The sequence below is a fragment of the Enterobacter cloacae complex sp. P6RS genome (assembly GCF_014982245.1).
Lineage (GTDB): Bacteria > Pseudomonadota > Gammaproteobacteria > Enterobacterales > Enterobacteriaceae > Enterobacter > Enterobacter bugandensis.
The window spans coordinates 80,186-96,588 of sequence record NZ_JADCLB010000001.1 but is presented as its reverse complement, the minus strand read 5'-3'; the positions used below and the strand labels follow the sequence as shown (position 1 = coordinate 96,588).

11 protein-coding genes are annotated in these 16,403 nt (G+C 58.4%); 6 read left to right on the top strand and 5 right to left on the bottom strand.

The window, feature by feature from the left end:
- Positions 1-3 precede the first annotated feature (3 nt).
- From INF73_RS00445 to INF73_RS00435, 3 genes are all read left to right on the top strand, one after another.
- Positions 4-2,436 carry a formate C-acetyltransferase/glycerol dehydratase family glycyl radical enzyme gene (locus tag INF73_RS00445; RefSeq protein WP_193541534.1) on the top strand — a complete coding sequence of 811 codons (2,433 nt, stop codon included), beginning with the start codon at positions 4-6 and terminating at the stop codon, positions 2,434-2,436.
- Between the two features lie 119 nt (positions 2,437-2,555).
- Complete coding sequence (locus tag INF73_RS00440) at positions 2,556-3,371, top strand: Cof-type HAD-IIB family hydrolase (RefSeq protein ID WP_059357999.1); 816 nt, start codon at positions 2,556-2,558, stop codon at positions 3,369-3,371.
- A 149-nt stretch (positions 3,372-3,520) separates the two neighbouring features.
- The gene (locus tag INF73_RS00435; protein WP_045259977.1) at positions 3,521-4,777 is read left to right on the top strand and encodes a DUF1479 domain-containing protein; all 1,257 of its coding nucleotides are present in this window, start codon (positions 3,521-3,523) and stop codon (positions 4,775-4,777) included.
- On the opposite strand, the gene INF73_RS00430 is transcribed toward INF73_RS00435, so the two are convergent.
- Entirely contained in the window at positions 4,774-5,847 is a 1,074-nt protein-coding gene (locus tag INF73_RS00430) for a LacI family DNA-binding transcriptional regulator (RefSeq protein ID WP_060572581.1), read from the bottom strand. The two genes, INF73_RS00435 and INF73_RS00430, sit on opposite strands and share 4 nt — an antisense overlap.
- Positions 5,848-6,135: 288 nt before the next feature.
- Between INF73_RS00430 and INF73_RS00425 the strand changes: the two genes are divergently transcribed.
- Both INF73_RS00425 and INF73_RS00420 read left to right on the top strand, forming a co-directional pair.
- Complete coding sequence (locus INF73_RS00425; RefSeq protein WP_028012467.1) at positions 6,136-7,437, top strand: MFS transporter; 1,302 nt, start codon at positions 6,136-6,138, stop codon at positions 7,435-7,437.
- Between the two features lie 17 nt (positions 7,438-7,454).
- Entirely contained in the window at positions 7,455-9,818 is a 2,364-nt protein-coding gene (locus tag INF73_RS00420) for a TIM-barrel domain-containing protein (protein ID WP_155026416.1), read from the top strand.
- A 187-nt stretch (positions 9,819-10,005) separates the two neighbouring features.
- On the opposite strand, the gene INF73_RS00415 is transcribed toward INF73_RS00420, so the two are convergent.
- Positions 10,006-11,601 (bottom strand): ABC-F family ATPase, encoded by a 1,596-nt coding sequence (locus INF73_RS00415; protein WP_047368156.1) that lies wholly within the window; start codon positions 11,599-11,601, stop codon positions 10,006-10,008.
- A gap of 222 nt (positions 11,602-11,823) precedes the next feature.
- Between INF73_RS00415 and ldtB the strand changes: the two genes are divergently transcribed.
- Entirely contained in the window at positions 11,824-12,744 is a 921-nt protein-coding gene (ldtB, locus tag INF73_RS00410; RefSeq protein WP_008501186.1) for a L,D-transpeptidase, read from the top strand.
- 41 nt (positions 12,745-12,785) lie between these two features.
- Here ldtB and INF73_RS00405 read toward each other — a convergent pair whose 3' ends face one another.
- Genes INF73_RS00405 through INF73_RS00395 form a run of 3 tightly spaced genes read right to left on the bottom strand, consistent with a single transcriptional unit; the run spans position 12,786 to position 16,268 of the window.
- Positions 12,786-13,502 (bottom strand): GntR family transcriptional regulator, encoded by a 717-nt coding sequence (locus tag INF73_RS00405; protein WP_025912880.1) that lies wholly within the window; start codon positions 13,500-13,502, stop codon positions 12,786-12,788.
- A gap of 15 nt (positions 13,503-13,517) precedes the next feature.
- Positions 13,518-14,840 (bottom strand): PTS sugar transporter subunit IIC, encoded by a 1,323-nt coding sequence (locus INF73_RS00400; RefSeq protein ID WP_136486299.1) that lies wholly within the window; start codon positions 14,838-14,840, stop codon positions 13,518-13,520.
- 51 nt (positions 14,841-14,891) lie between these two features.
- The gene (locus INF73_RS00395) at positions 14,892-16,268 is read right to left on the bottom strand and encodes a glycoside hydrolase family 1 protein (RefSeq protein ID WP_155026415.1); all 1,377 of its coding nucleotides are present in this window, start codon (positions 16,266-16,268) and stop codon (positions 14,892-14,894) included.
- Positions 16,269-16,403 lie beyond the last annotated feature (135 nt).

Sequence of the window (16,403 nt, the reverse complement as noted above, 5' to 3'; positions counted from 1 at the left end):
CCTATGACCACCCTGAATCTCAACACCCTTAGCGAACGTATTAAAGCGCATAAAATGGCGCTGGTGCATATCGTCAAGCCGCCGGTCTGTACCGAGCGCGCGCAGCATTACACCGAAATGTACCAGCAGCACATGGACAAGCCGATCCCGGTGCGTCGCGCCCTGGCGCTGGCACATCACCTGGCGGAACGCACCATCTGGATCAAGCACGACGAGCTGATTATCGGCAACCAGGCCAGCGAAGTGCGCGCTGCGCCGATCTTCCCGGAATATACCGTCTCCTGGATTGAGAAAGAGATTGACGATCTGGCGGACCGTCCGGGTGCGGGCTTCGCGGTGAGCGAAGAGAACAAGCGTGTGCTGCATGAAATCTGCCCGTGGTGGCGCGGCCAGACGGTGCAGGACCGCTGCTACGGCATGTTCACCGACGAGCAGAAAGGCCTGCTGGAAACCGGCATCATCAAAGCCGAAGGCAACATGACCTCCGGCGACGCGCACCTGGCGGTAAACTTCCCGCTGGTGCTGGAGAAAGGTCTCGACGGCCTGCGCGCCAAAGTGGACGAGCGCCGCTCGCGCATCAACCTGACGGTGCTGGAAGACCTGCACGGCGATCAGTTCCTGAAGGCAATTGATATCGTGCTGGAAGCCGTCAGCCTGCACATCAAACGCTTCGCCGACCTGGCGCGTGAGATGGCGTCTACGGAAACCCGCGAAAGCCGCCGCGACGAGCTGCTGGCGATGGCGGAAAACTGCGACGTGATTGCCCACGAGCCGCCAAAAACCTTCTGGCAGGCGCTGCAGCTGTGCTACTTCATTCAGTTGATCCTGCAGATTGAGTCCAACGGCCACTCCGTGTCGTTTGCGCGGATGGACCAGTATCTCTATCCGTACTACCGCCGCGACGTGGAGCTGGACCAGAGCCTGGACCGCGAGCACGCCATCGAGCTGCTGCACAGTTGCTGGCTGAAGCTGCTGGAAGTGAACAAGATCCGCTCCGGCTCGCACTCCAAAGCCTCTGCCGGCAGCCCGCTGTACCAGAACGTTACCATCGGCGGTCAGAAGCTGGTTAACGGCGAGCCGATGGACGCGGTGAACCCGCTCTCCTACGCGATTCTGGAATCCTGCGGTCGCCTGCGCTCTACCCAGCCAAACCTGAGCGTGCGCTACCATGCGGGCATGAGCAACGACTTCCTCGACGCCTGCGTGCAGGTGATCCGCTGCGGCTTCGGGATGCCTGCCTTTAACAACGACGAAATCGTGATCCCGGAATTCATCAAGCTCGGCGTTGAGCGCGATGATGCCTACGACTACGCGGCCATCGGCTGCATCGAAACCGCGGTGGGCGGCAAGTGGGGCTACCGCTGCACCGGCATGAGCTTTATCAACTTTGCCCGCGTGATGCTCGCCGCGCTGGAAGGCGGCCGCGACGCCACCAGCGGCAAGGTATTCCTGCCGCAGGAGAAAGCGCTCTCTGCCGGGAACTTCGACAATTTCGATGAGGTGATGGCGGCGTGGGACAGCCAGATCCGCTACTACACCCGCAAATCCATCGAGATCGAGTACGTGGTGGATACCATGCTGGAAGAGAACGTCCACGACATTCTCTGCTCGGCGCTGGTGGACGACTGCATCGAGCGCGCGAAAAGCATCAAGCAGGGCGGCGCGAAGTATGACTGGGTCTCCGGCCTGCAGGTCGGTATCGCCAACCTCGGCAACAGCCTGGCGGCGGTGAAAAAGCTGGTCTTTGAGCAGGGTGCTATCGGTCAGCAGCTGCTGGCGGCGGCGCTGGCGGATGACTTCGACGGGCTGACCCACGAGCAGCTGCGCCAGCGCCTGATCAACGGCGCGCCGAAGTACGGTAACGACGACGACAGCGTGGATATGCTGCTGACCCGAGCCTATCAGACCTACATTGAAGAGCTGAAGCAGTACCACAACCCGCGCTACGGCCGCGGCCCGATTGGCGGTAACTACTACGCGGGCACGTCGTCTATCTCCGCGAACGTGCCGTTCGGCGCGGCAACGATGGCCACGCCGGACGGACGTAAGGCCCACACCCCGCTGGCGGAAGGGGCAAGCCCGGCTTCCGGAACCGACCACCTTGGTCCAACGGCGGTCATCGGTTCCGTGGGTAAACTGCCTACCGAGGCGATTCTCGGCGGCGTGCTGCTGAACCAGAAGCTGAACCCGTCAACGCTGGAAAACGACAGCGATCGCCAGAAGCTGATGGTGCTGCTGCGCACCTTCTTCGAGGTGCACAAGGGCTGGCATATTCAGTACAACATTGTCTCGCGCGAAACGCTGCTGGAGGCGAAGAAACACCCTGACCAGTATCGAGACCTGGTGGTACGCGTTGCGGGTTACTCGGCGTTCTTCACCGCCCTGTCGCCGGATGCGCAGGACGATATTATCGCCCGTACTGAGCATACGCTGTAAGAAAACGCCCGGTGGCGCTGCGCTTACCGGGCATTCTGACTTTCATTCGAAATTAAATTTGTGCTCCCCGTCACCTTGTTATTAGAATGTTTCAAAACGCAGTGACCCAGGAGCACAGTATGACCGTTAAAGTTATCGTCACCGATATGGACGGAACTTTCCTTGATGATGCCAAGCAGTACGATCGTGACCGCTTCCAGGCACAGTTTGAGCAGCTTAAAGCCCGCGATATTGAATTCGTTGTCGCCAGCGGCAACCAGTATTACCAGCTCATCTCCTTCTTCCCCGAGTTGAAAGAGCAGATCTCCTTCGTGGCGGAGAACGGCGCGCTGGTGTTTGACCACGGCGAGCAGGTTTTCCACGGCGAGCTGACCCGCCATGAGTCGCAGATCGTTATTGGCGAACTGCTGAAAGACGAAGGGCTGAACTTTGTAGCCTGCGGTCTGGAGAGCGCCTACGTCAGCGACAAAGCCCCGGACGCCTTCGTGGCGCTGATGTCAAAGCACTATCACCGCTTAAAACGCATCAGCGATTACCGCGAAATCGATGACGTGCTGTTTAAGTTCTCCCTGAACCTGCCGGACAGCGATATCCCGAACCTGGTCGATAAACTGCACGTCTCCCTGGACGGCATCATGAAGCCCGTCACCAGCGGTTTCGGTTTTGTCGATTTGATTATCCCCGGCCTGCACAAGGCCAACGGCATTAGCCGCCTGCTGAAACGCTGGAAAATCTCCCCGCAGGAGTGCGTCGGCATTGGCGACAGCGGCAACGATGCCGAGATGCTGAAGCTGGTGAAATACGCTTTTGCGATGGGCAACGCGGCGCAGAGCATTAAAGACATTAGCCGCTACAGCACCGACGACAACAACCATCAGGGCGCGCTGAACGTCATTCAGGCAGTGCTCGACAACCACTCTCCTTTCGACGTCTGATCCTTTCCTCGCCGGAGCCCCGCTCCGGCCTCTCACTCTTTTTCCGACCTGTGGCTTGCGTCAAGTTTTTAAACTTGCATTAACTTATTTTTAACTTAAAGTATCACTTGTAGATATTTTTACTTTCGAATGAAAGATGAGAGGCAGTTATGACCTTTACCAGTGAAACCTTGCCGGCGGACCACAAAGCGGCAATCCGTCAGTTAAAACGTGAGTTACGCGCGCAGATCGGCGACGTGCAGGCGGTGTTCGACAAGCTCAGCGATAAAATCGCCACCCGCGTGGCGGAGATCAACGCCCTGAAAAATAAAGGCGAATCCGTCTGGCCGGTGATTCCGTTTGCAGATGTGAAAAACGGCACGATTACTGACGCTCAGCGCGAGGCCGTTAAGCGCCGCGGCTGCGCGGTGATTAAAGGTCACTTCCCCCGCGAGCAGGCGCTGGCGTGGGATCGGTCGATGCTCGACTACCTCGATCTGAACAAGTTTGACGAGGTGTACAAAGGGCCGGGCGACAACTTCTTCGGCACCTTAACCGCCTCCCGCCCGGAGATTTACCCGATCTACTGGTCCCAGGCGCAAATGCAGGCGCGCCAGAGTGAAGAGATGGCGCAGGTGCAGTCGTTCCTGAACCGTTTATGGACATTCGAGAGCAACGGCAAGCAGTGGTTTAACCCTGACGTCAGCGTGATTTATCCGGACCGCATTCGCCGCCGTCCGCCGGGAACCACCTCCAAAGGGCTGGGGGCGCATACCGATTCCGGCGCGCTGGAGCGCTGGCTGCTGCCGGCTTACCAGCAGGTGTTTGCCCGCGTGTTTGACGGCAACGTCGAGAAATACGATCCGTGGAACGCCGCGCACCGTACCGAAGTGGAAGAATACACCGTGGATAACACCACCAAGTGCTCGGTGTTCCGCACCTTCCAGGGCTGGACGGCGCTGTCGGACATGATCCCCGGCCAGGGGCTGCTGCACGTGGTGCCGATCCCGGAAGCAATGGCCTACATTTTGCTGCGTCCGCTGCTGGACGACGTGCCGGAAGACGAACTCTGCGGCGTGGCGCCGGGGCGCGTGCTGCCGATTTCCGAGAAGTGGCACCCGCTGCTTGTCGAAGCATTGACCAGTATTCCGGCGCTGGAAGCCGGTGATTCCGTGTGGTGGCACTGCGACGTGATCCACTCCGTCGCGCCGGTGGAAAATCAGCAGGGCTGGGGCAACGTGATGTACATCCCCGCCGCGCCAATGTGCGAGAAGAACCTCGCCTATGCGAAAAAGGTCAAGGAAGCGCTGGAAACCGGCGCGTCGCCGGGAGACTTCCCGCGCGAGGATTATGAAAAAAGCTGGCAGGACCGTTTTACCGTGAACGATCTCAACATCCACGGTAAGCGCGCGCTGGGCATGGCTTAACTGTCGTACAGCCCTTCCCGCTCCACGGCGGTGCGTCGTTTCCCCTGACGTATCCGCCGTACTGATTCCCGCACGGCCAGCGTGCCGTTCAGCAGCAATGTTCCTGACGGCGCGTCCGGGCGCATCAGCCGCTGCTGGAGCATATGCACCGCTTCCGTTCCCAGCTCGTCGCGGGGAACATGCACCGCCGTTAAGGGCACATCCTGGATCGCCGCCAGATTAAAGCCGTCAATGCTCATCACCGAGACGTCCTGCGGCACGCGCAGACCGTGATTTTGCAGCGCGCTGATGGTGCCTGCCGCCATAAAGTCCCCGCCTACCAGGAACGCCGTCGGCAGGTCTTTTCCCTTCTGTTGGTTAAGCCACTCGCTCACCAGTTGCTCCGTCTCTCTGGCGCTGAAGCTTGGCACCACCAGCAGATCGCGCCTGTCGTTAAACCTGAGATTATGAGCGTGCCACGCGTCGCGGATCCCCGCCAGGCGCAGCTCCATGGTGTAGCGACGCAGGCACAGCACGTTCATCACCTCGCGGTGCCCCATCTCGAACAGGTACTCCGCCGCCCGCTCGCCAATAGCACGGTGATCCGGGGCAACGGCAGGCAGGCGCATGCGGCGGTCCCGGCAGTTAATCAGCATGCAGGGTTTCCCCACATCCACCGCCAGATCGTGGATATGCGGATCGTCGATACCGAGCAGAATGGCCGCCTGGGTATCCGGCTCGTTCATGCGTGCCAGAAAAATCTGGGCGTCGCTGTCGTTCTCCTCCAGCGCGCAGTAGCGCAGCCGCACCTCGTGCGAGGCAAGCCCTTTGCTCACGCTCTGGATCACGCGGTAGTAAAAGATGTCGGACCGCTCGTCGAAGGCACGCTGAGGGGCAAAAACCACCAGGCTGTTAAGCAGCAGACGCCCCGCCGCCATGCCGTCCATTACCCCCAGCTCCCGCGCGCACGCCAGCACCTTAGCCCGCGCCTTTTCGCTGGTATTCGCTTTGCCTGCCAGCACACGGGAAACCGTACTGATGGAGAGCTGGGTACGGGCGGCAATTTCGGTGATTTTTAGCCTTTTGTCCATTTTGTGATCTGGCTCCATTTGCGAAATGAAAAAATTTTCATAGCGTGTTCATCAGGCAATAACTGATATAAAGACCATCATGCCAGAGGGTTTACGTCAATTATGAGAAATTTTGCACAAAATCCACTTTTGCCCTCTCATTTTCTTCCCTAAGGTGAACTTGTCACACAGCTTCCATACTAGTTGTATAGCAACTTAAGCATTCTAAGCGGATAGAAATCAAAGGCATAACAATCTGTGTGACACCTGAACCTCCGTCCCCTTACCGTCCGTCTTGTGGAGAGTAAAATGAGTCAGGACATCAATAACACCGTTGCGACAAGCAAAACCCGTCGCGTCATTAAGAATTTGCGCTGGTACGTGCTGGTGCTGTTTTTACTTGGCGTCACCGTTAACTACATTACCCGTAACTCACTGGGGATCCTCGCCCCGGAACTGAAAGAGAGCCTCGGGATCACCACCGAGCAGTACTCCTGGATAGTCGGCGCGTTTCAGATCGCCTACACCATTTTCCAGCCCCTGTGCGGCTGGCTGATCGACGTTATCGGCCTGAAGATTGGCTTTATGGTCTGCGCCGGGATCTGGGCGCTGATGTGTATCTTCCACGCGGGTGCCGGAAGCTGGCTACATCTCGCGATTCTGCGCTTCTTTATGGGTGCTTCCGAAGCTGCCGCCACGCCAGCGAATGCCAAAACCATCGGCGAATGGTTCCCGAAATCAGAGCGTCCCGTTGCCGCCGGCTGGGCGGGCGTGGGCTTCTCCATCGGCGCGATGCTGGCCCCGCCTATCATCTACTTTGCTCACGCCTCGTTCGGCTGGCAGGGCGCGTTTATGTTTACCGGCGTGCTGGCGCTGCTGTGGGTGATCCTGTGGTGGGCGTTCTACCACAACCCGGAACAGCACCCGAACCTGAGCCGCGACGAGCTGGCGTTTATCAAGCAGGATAACGAACCCGCACCGGTCAAGCTGCCCTTCCTGACCGCGCTGAAAACCGTCTCGAAAAACAAACGCTTCTACGGTATCGCCATCCCGGCCTTTATGGCAGAACCCGCCTGGGCGGTGCTGAGCTTCTGGGTGCCCCTGTACCTCGCCAAAGAGCACGGCATGGACCTGAAGCAGATCGCGATGTTTGCCTGGCTGCCCTTCCTCGCCGCCGACCTCGGCAGCGTGGCAAGCGGCTACCTGACGCGCCTGTACACCCGCTGGTTCGGCTGCTCCCGCGTGAACTCGGTGGTGGCAAGCTCCGTCACCGGCGCGTTTCTGATGATTTCTCTGGCCATCGTCGCCGTGACCCGCGACCCGTATATCACCATCGTGCTGATCTCCATCGGCGGCTTCGGGCACCAGATCATCTCCTGCATGCTGAGTGCCCTGGTCGTGGAGTCGTTTGACAAAGGCCAGATGGCGACCGTCAACGGCATGCGCGGCTCGGCGGCGTGGATCGCCAGCTTCCTGTTTTCCCTGTTAATCGGGGTGACCGCCGACAAAATCGGCTTCAACCCGCTTTTTATTGCCATGGGCTTTTTTGACCTGATTGGCGCTCTCTTCCTGGTGGCATTTATTGCTGAACGTCGCGCTAAGCGCGCCTGATAGTGGATGTATTGCATATGAAAACCCTGAAAAACTGGACCGTTGATAAGCAGTCTGCGAATCATCTGGAGCTGCTGGTGGATAATCAGCACCGCCTGTGCCTGTACGTGCTGGAACAGAACCTGTTCCGCGTGCTGATTAAGCGCAAAGGCGAGCTGGCGCTGGACCGCACCTGGAGCATCGCGCCGGAACAAGACGTGCCGTGGGAAGGCCGTCGTCGTGACGACTTGAGCGGTTTCTCCTGCCCGGCCTGGACCCTGACGCAGCAGGATGACACAGTGACGGTGGCAACCGAGCAGCTGCGCGTCACCGTCCACCAGCCCCTGTGGCTGGAGTGGCACTACCGCAATGATGCGGGCGAATGGCAGCCGCTGGTCCAGGATCGCCCGACCAGCGCCTACCTGCTGAACGCCCACGGCGACGGCGTGGCGCACTATCTCAGCCGCCGCAAGGACGAGCGTTTCTACGGGCTGGGCGAGAAAGCGGGCGATCTGCAGCGCAACGGCAAACGTTACGAGATGCGCAACCTGGACGCCATGGGCTATAACGCCGCCAGCACCGACCCGCTCTACAAGCACATTCCGTTCACCCTTACCCGCCGCGACGACGTGAGCTACGGCCTGTTCTACGACAACCTGAGCAGCTGCTGGCTGGATCTGGGCAACGAGATCGACAACTATCACACCGCCTATCGCCGCTGGCAGGCGGAAGCGGGTGATATTGATTACTACCTCTTTACCGGCAAGCGCGCGCTGGACGTCACCAAAGCCTTTGTGCGCCTGACCGGGAAAACGCTGTTTGGGCCGAAGTGGAGCCTGGGCTACAGCGGCTCGACCATGCACTACACCGACGCACCGGACGCGCAGAATCAGCTGATGAACTTCATCCGCCTGTGCGAAGAGCACGCCATTCCGTGCGATTCGTTCCAGCTCTCATCCGGCTATACCTCCATCAACGGCAAGCGCTACGTCTTCAACTGGAACTACGACAAAGTGCCGCAGCCGAAGGCGATGAGCCAGGCGTTCCACGACGCGGGATTAAAGTTGGCCGCAAACATCAAGCCGTGCCTGCTGCAGGATCATCCGCGCTACGGTGAAGTGGCGGAGAGCGGTCTGTTCATTCGCGATTCAGAAACCGATGCACCGGAACGCTCCAGCTTCTGGGATGACGAAGGCTCGCACCTCGACTTCACCAACCCGCTGACGGTGCAGTGGTGGCAGAACGGCGTGACCACGCAGCTGCTGGAGATGGGTATCGACTCCACCTGGAACGACAACAACGAGTATGAAGTGTGGGACGGGGAAGCCCGCTGCTTTGGCTTCGGCAAGGAGATCGCCATCAAGCATATTCGCCCGGTGATGCCGCTGCTGATGATGCGCGCCTCGCTGGAAGCGCAGCAGCGCTTTGCGCCGGAAAAACGCCCGTATCTCATCTCCCGCTCCGGCTGCGCCGGGATGCAGCGCTACGTTCAGACCTGGAGCGGCGACAACCGCACTAACTGGGACACCCTGCGCTATAACATCCGCATGGGGCTGGGCATGAGCCTGTCCGGGCTGTTCAACGTCGGGCACGACGTCGGCGGTTTCTCCGGCGACAAGCCGGACGCCGAGCTGTTCGTGCGCTGGGTGCAGAACGGCGTAATGCACCCGCGCTTTACCATTCACTCGTGGAACGATGACCACACGGTGAACGAGCCGTGGATGTATCCGGGCGTCACGCCTGCCATTCGCGGCGCGATTGAGCTGCGCTACCGCCTGCTGCCGTATCTCTACACCCTGCTCTGGCAGGCGCACGCCGACGACGAGCCGATGCTGCGCCCGACCTTCCTCGACCACGAGCACGACGCGCAGACCTTCGAAGAGTGCGATGACTTCCTGCTGGGCCGCGACCTGCTGGTCGCCAGCGTCGTCGAAGCCGGGCAGCGCGAGCGCCGCGTCTGGCTGCCGGATAACGAAACGGGCTGGTACGATTTTTACACCCACGCGTGGTATGCGGGCGGGCAATCCATTGTCCTTGATGCGCCGCTGGAAAAACTGCCGCTGCTGGTGCGCGCCGGGGCCGGTTTGCCGCTGAGCGAGCGCATCACGCATGTGAGTGCTGAAAAAGATTCGACCCGCGAGCTGAAGCTGTTCCCGGTTAAAGGCGTCGGCACAACCACGGGGCTGCTATTTGAAGACGACGGCGAAAGCTGGGGCTACCAGAACGGCAATGCGCTGTGGGTGGAATGGGAAATGGAGTGTGATGGCGCAACCATCAACCTGAAGGTCAACGCGCGCGGGGATTATCGTCCGGCGTGGAAGGCGCTTAAGGTGTCGTTACCTGCGGGGGAAAAACGTACGCTGCGGGTGAACGGGGTTGAAGGGAGCGAGTGGCTGGTGTAGTGCGGCCAGATGCCCTCACCCTAACCCTCTCCTACGGGGAGAGGGGATAAAGGCACGACGCCTTTCCCTAAGTATTTCGCGCTGCAGGAAGGCGGCAAACCTGTGAATCCCCGGGAGCTTACATAAGTAAGTGACCGGGGTGAACAGGTGCAGCCAACGCATCTGCAGCGTGAAAGACGACGGGAAATTAGCCGTCGATACCTTTGCTGCGCAGGTAATCTTCGTAGTTACCGCTGAAGTCCACCACGCGCTCTGGCGTAATTTCGATCACGCGGGTCGCCAGGGAGCTGACGAACTCACGGTCGTGAGAGACGAAGATCAGGGTGCCCTGATACATCTCCAGCGCCATGTTCAGCGATTCGATCGATTCCATGTCCAGGTGGTTGGTCGGTTCGTCCATCACCAGAATGTTCGGTTTTTCCATCATCAGCTTGCCGAACAGCATGCGGCCTTTTTCACCACCGGAGAGCACTTTGGCGGGCTTTTTGATGTCGTCCTGGCTGAACAGCAGACGCCCCAGAATGCTGCGCACCGCCTGCTCGTCGTCACCTTCCTGCTTCCACTGGCTCATCCAGTCGAAGACGGTCAGGTCATTTTCGAACTCGTACTCATGATCCTGCGCGTAGTAGCCAATCTGCGCGTTCTCGGACCATTTCACGGTGCCGTTGTCCGGCTGCAGTTCACCCACCAGGGTTTTCAGCAGGGTAGATTTACCCACGCCGTTGGCGCCCAGAATGGCAATCTTCTCGCCCACTTCCAGCAGCAGGTTGAAGTTTTTAAACAGCGGGCCTTCATCAAAGCCTTTGGTAAGCGCCTCAACTTCCAGCGCGTTACGGAACAGCTTCTTGTCCTGCTCAAAGCGAATGAACGGGTTCTGACGGCTGGAGGCTTTAACCTCTTCCAGCTTGATTTTGTCGATCTGACGGGCACGCGATGTTGCCTGACGGGATTTAGAGGCGTTGGCGCTGAAGCGGCTCACGAAGGATTGCAGGTCCGCAATCTGCGCTTTCTTCTTGGCGTTGTCGGCAAGCAGACGTTCACGCGCCTGGGTGGCTGCCGTCATGTACTCGTCGTAGTTGCCCGGATATACGCGCAGCTCACCGTAGTCCAGATCCGCCATGTGCGTACAGACCATGTTCAGGAAGTGACGGTCGTGCGAGATGATGATCATGGTGCTGTCGCGGTCGTTCAGCGTCTGCTCCAGCCAGCGGATGGTATCGATGTCCAGGTTGTTCGTTGGTTCGTCGAGCAGCAGGATGTCCGGGTTAGAGAACAGCGCCTGCGCCAGCAGCACGCGCAGCTTCCAGCCTGGCGCGACTTCGCTCATCGGGCCATAATGTTGTTCAACCGGAATACCGACGCCCAGCAGCAGTTCGCCCGCACGCGCTTCCGCGGAGTAGCCGTCCATTTCGCCGTACTGTGTTTCCAGGTCGGCCACTTTATAGCCGTCTTCTTCGCTCATTTCGGCGAGACCGTAGATACGATCGCGCTCCTGCTTCACTTCCCACAGCTCCGCGTGCCCCATGATCACTGTGTCGAGCACGGTGAACTCTTCGAAGGCGAACTGATCCTGACGCAGCTTACCGATACGCTCGTTCGGATCGAGCGACACGTTGCCCAGCGTCGGCTCTAAATCGCCGCCGAGGATCTTCATAAAGGTGGATTTTCCGCTACCGTTGGCACCAATCAGGCCGTAACGGTTGCCGCCGCCAAATTTGACGGAAATGTTTTCGAACAGCGGCTTACTGCCAAACTGCATAGTGACGTTGCTGGTAACTAACACGGAGAGATTCCTGCGAAAAGTGTGATAAACACGGCATTATGCCACAATTCCGAATTGAGATCCCGTGTTGCGGCAATCCACTAAACTTTAACAAAATCGAAAAAAATGTGATTTCGTACACATCTGAATTCCCTGTTAGCGGGAATGCACATATAATGCGCTCCCATCACAGATTCAGACTTATCAACTCATCGCCTGAATGGCTTAGATACCTCGCACAACATGAACATGAAATTAACAACGCTTTTTGCGGCGGCGTTAGCCGTAGTAGGTTTTTGTAAGACCGCGTCTGCGGTGACGTATCCCCTGCCGACAGACGGAAGCCGTCTGGTGGGTCAAAACCAGGTGGTGACGGTGCCTGAGGGTAACTCTCAGCCGCTGGAGTATTTCGCCGCGCAGTACCAGCTGGGCCTGTCCAACATGCTGGAAGCGAACCCGGGCGTTGACCCGTATCTGCCAAAAGCAGGTACCGTGCTGAATATTCCTCAGCAGCTGATCCTGCCGGATACCGTTCATGAAGGCATCGTGATTAACAGCGCCGAAATGCGTCTGTATTACTACCCGAAAGGCACCAACACCGTTATCGTGCTGCCAATCGGTATCGGCCAGCTGGGTAAAGACACCCCGCTGAACTGGACCACCAAAGTAGAGCGTAAGAAAGCAGGCCCAACCTGGACGCCGACGGCAAAAATGCACGCGGAATACATCGCTGCGGGCGAGCCGCTGCCCGCCGTTGTGCCAGCCGGCCCGGATAACCCGATGGGCCTGTACGCGCTGTACATTGGTCGTCTGTACGCCATCCACGGCACCAACGCCAACTTCGGTATCGGCCTGCGCGTGAGCCACGGCTGCGTGCGCCTGCGTAACGACGACATCAAGTTCCTGTTCGAAAACGTGCCGGTCGGTACGCGCGTGCAGTTCATCAACGAACCGGTGAAAGCGACGTCTGAGCCAGACGGCAGCCGCTACATCGAAGTGCACAACCCGCTCTCCACCAGCGAAGACCAGATCAACAACAACGAGATCGTGCCGATTACGCTGAACAGCGCGGTGCAGTCCGTGACCTCTCAGCCAGACGTGGAAACCACCATCGTCGACCAGGCGATTCAGAACCGTTCCGGTATGCCGGTGCGTCTGAACTAATCACGCGCATCAAAAAAGCGGGCCTCGAGGCCCGCTTTTTTTTATCCGTTATTCACGATAACAATCCCGCCGTGGTCGTAGCGATAGTGGCAGTGGGCATACTCCAGCGGCGTGCCATCTTCCAGATAAATGACCTGCTCCACCTCCAGCACCGGATCGGTTTCCTCACAGACCAGATGCTCTCTGTCCAGCGCGCTGGGCTTTAGCGCCCGCACGACCCGATACGATCCCATAATTTTCAGCCCCAGGGTTTCCTGAACGTACTGAAACACTGACCCTTCAAGGTGGTTTTTCGTCAGCCCCGGCACCAGATTCATCGGCATCACCGTGGAATCCAGCGACATCGGTTCGCCGTTCAGTAGACGCAGGCGAATGAAGTCGTAGATCGGCGCATCGGCGTTAATCATCAGCGACGCCTGCTCTTTTTCGTTCGGGAAGCGCAGTTCGAAATGCACCACCTGGCTCGTCACCGTACCCAGATGCGCCCAGGTTTTGGTCGCGCCAAAGTAGTCGCTGCCGGAGAGATCCCACTGCGAGAGCTGGAGGAAGTTTTTGCGGATGAACGTCCCCTGCCCCTGACGGGTGTAGACCAGCCCTTCGACGATCAGCTGGCGCATCGCCTGCTGAATAGTCATCCGGCTGGTACTGAACTCCGCCGCCAGTGCAAACTGATCCGGCAGGGGTTCGTTGGCGGCGTACTGCTGGCTGATAATGCGTTTCTTAATTTCCCGCGCTATGGTGATGTACTTCGCCGCCATCGTCCTTCCTTTCTGTTAGTTTTCTATCCCGCTGTTTTTCAAGGCCACTCGCTCGGCAATTTTGAGGAAAGGCAGGTAGAAGAATACACCAAATACGATGATTGCCAACTGGACCACCACGGCGCGCCAGTCCCCCGCCGTCGCCAGCCAGGCGCTGAGGATCGGCGGAGTGGTCCACGGGATCATCACCACGCAGCGGGACATTAACCCCAGCGTGGTGCAGAGCCACGCAAAATAAATGCCGATGGCGGGCAGCAGCACAAACGGGATCATCAGCGGCAGGTTAAAGACGATCGGCAGGCCGAAAATCACCGGCTCGTTGATGTTGAACAAGCCAGGTGCCAACGACAGACGCGCCACCTGCTTCGCCGATTGTTGCCGCGAGAAGATAAAGATGGCGATCAGCAGCGAGATCGTGCTGCCCGTACCGCCCACCATGCCAAACGTCGGCACAAAGATGTTGTTGATGATGTGCGGGATCGGTTGTCCGTTGGCGAAGGCCAGCATGTTCTCGTTGGTGTTGATCAGCAAAAACGGCTCCAGCACCACGCTGTTGACCACCGACTGATGAATGCCGAGCGTGAACAGGAAGTTGCCGAAGCTGTAGATGAAAATCGTCCCCGGCAGGCTGGTGTTGATCAGCCGCAGCGGCTGCTGGATAAAGGTCGTAATGAGATGGATCAGATCCGTATGCAGCACGTTCGCCAGCAGCGCCGCCAGCACGGCGAACACCGACAAGGTAAGAATGGTTGGGATCAGCGCGGTAAAGGATTTGCTCACCGCCGGGGGCACGTTTTCCCCCAGCGAAATGTGCAGCGCCTTCAGCCGCGAAATGGCGATGAACAGCTCGGTGGAAAGCAGGCCAATCAGCACCCCGGCGAAAATCCCGGTGGAGCCGATATTGGCGAACGTCAGCACCTGCGTCACGCTGACCGCAGCGTCGCTGCCAACGGGCGTAACCTGTAAGCGCATCGGCATCATGATGATAAAGCTACTGACGGCGATAACCACTGCCGAGACCGGATTGTCGAAATCTTTGTTGCGCGCCAGCGACCAGGCAATCATCGGCGCCAGCAGCAGCGCGGCGATGTTCAGCGTGCCGTTAATAATTGCCTCGCCCCAGACCTTAAACTGTGTGAGCGTGTCGCCCTCAAAAATCCACGGGAACACCACGTTGTTCACCAGCACCGCCAGACCGGCGAGGATGAAAATCGGCATCACCGTGGCGAAGGCGTCGCGCAGGGAGCGCAGATGCACCTGGTTTGCCAGGCGCGCCGAGAACTCAACAAATTTGTCGACAAAAGACTGCATGTGCGGTGTTATTTTTGCTTCAGACATAGCGGAGTGTTCCCATCAATCAGTCACAAAAACGGCCCGGCAGCGTACGGCTTACATCTCGCGTCCGTTGGTATGGATAACCTGTTTTAACCACGCGTAGCTCTTCTTCGGCACGCGCTTAAGGTCTTTCAGGTCGTGATTCTCGCGGTTGACATAGACCACGCCGTAGCGCTTACGCATGTCCCCCTGCGAGCTAAGAATGTCAATTAACCCCCAGCCGAGATAGCCAATGACCTCTGCGCCATCCTCGAACATGGCTTCCTTCATGGCCTCGATATGCGCCCGGTGGTAGTCGATGCGGTAGGTGTCCTCAATCGGGTTGACCCCGTCCCAGGACTCAATTACCCCAATACCGTTTTCAATCGGGAAGACCGGCATCCGCCAGTCGTTGGCATAGCGAGTGATGATGGTGCGAAAGCCCAGCGGATCGATCTGCCAGTTCCACTCGGTGGCTTTCAGGTAGGGGTTATTTTTCTCACCGTGCAGCAGGTAATAGTTGACCGGCGTGCCTTCCGGGATCGCATCGCTGTCCAGCGTTTTGCTGGCATAGTAGCTGAAGGCCATAAAGTCGTTTTTCGTGCGGGCAAACAGAGCGAGATCGTCGGCGCGATAGATATCACCGAAGCCCTCCTGCTCTACCACCGCCATCACCGCCGGGCTGTAGCCCTGGCCTGCAAAGACGCGCAGCAGGTTCTGGTTGAGGAATTCGTCATACTGCTGGGCGCAGAAGATATCGCGCGGCTTGCAGGTGGCCGGATAGATCAGCTGGTGCGCCAGCATGCCGCCCATTAGCTGACCCGGTTTCGTCTGGTGCAGGTATTCGGTCAGCGACATGTGCGCCACCATCGCATGGTGCTGAAGCTCATACAGCTCGCGCAGGGTTTTCTCGCCTTTCATATAGCCGGAAATGCGGAAGGCTTCCGGCATATGAAAGATGTTCTGCTCGTTAAAGGTCAGCCAGTACTTCACCCGGTCGCCGAAGCAGTCGATCATCTTTTTGCCGTAGCGGATAAAAGCCTCCACCACGCGGCGATCGTTGAAGCCGTTGTACTCCTGCGCCAGCGCCAGCGGCATGTCGAAGTGGTAGAGGCAGACCATCGGCTCGATGCCGCGGGCGATGAGATCGTCAATAAAGCGGTCGTAAAAGGCGATGCCCTCGTCGTTGAACGCGCCGTCGCCCTGCGGGCAGACGCGGCTCCAGGAGATCTGGAAGCGGTAGCAGTTCATGCCCAGATCCTGCATCAGGTCGAAATCTTCCCGGTAGCGGTGGTAGGAGTCGGTGGCCACTTTCCAGTCGGAGATGTTTTCTCCAGCTTCGCGAATGTCGTACACCGACATCCCCTTTCCGCCCTCATTCCAGGCCCCTTCCGTCTGCATGCTCGACACCGAGTTGCCCCATAAGAAGTTGGCTGGCAGTGATTGATTCATGGTTGCCTCCTATATGACTAGTCATTTAAATGATATGACTAGTCATATAGTCGGAGATGAAATTTCGATCAAAGGGGAGGAACGTTTTTTGTGAGGAATGTCGGAAAGAAGCGCTGAGCAGGAAAAATGAATAGC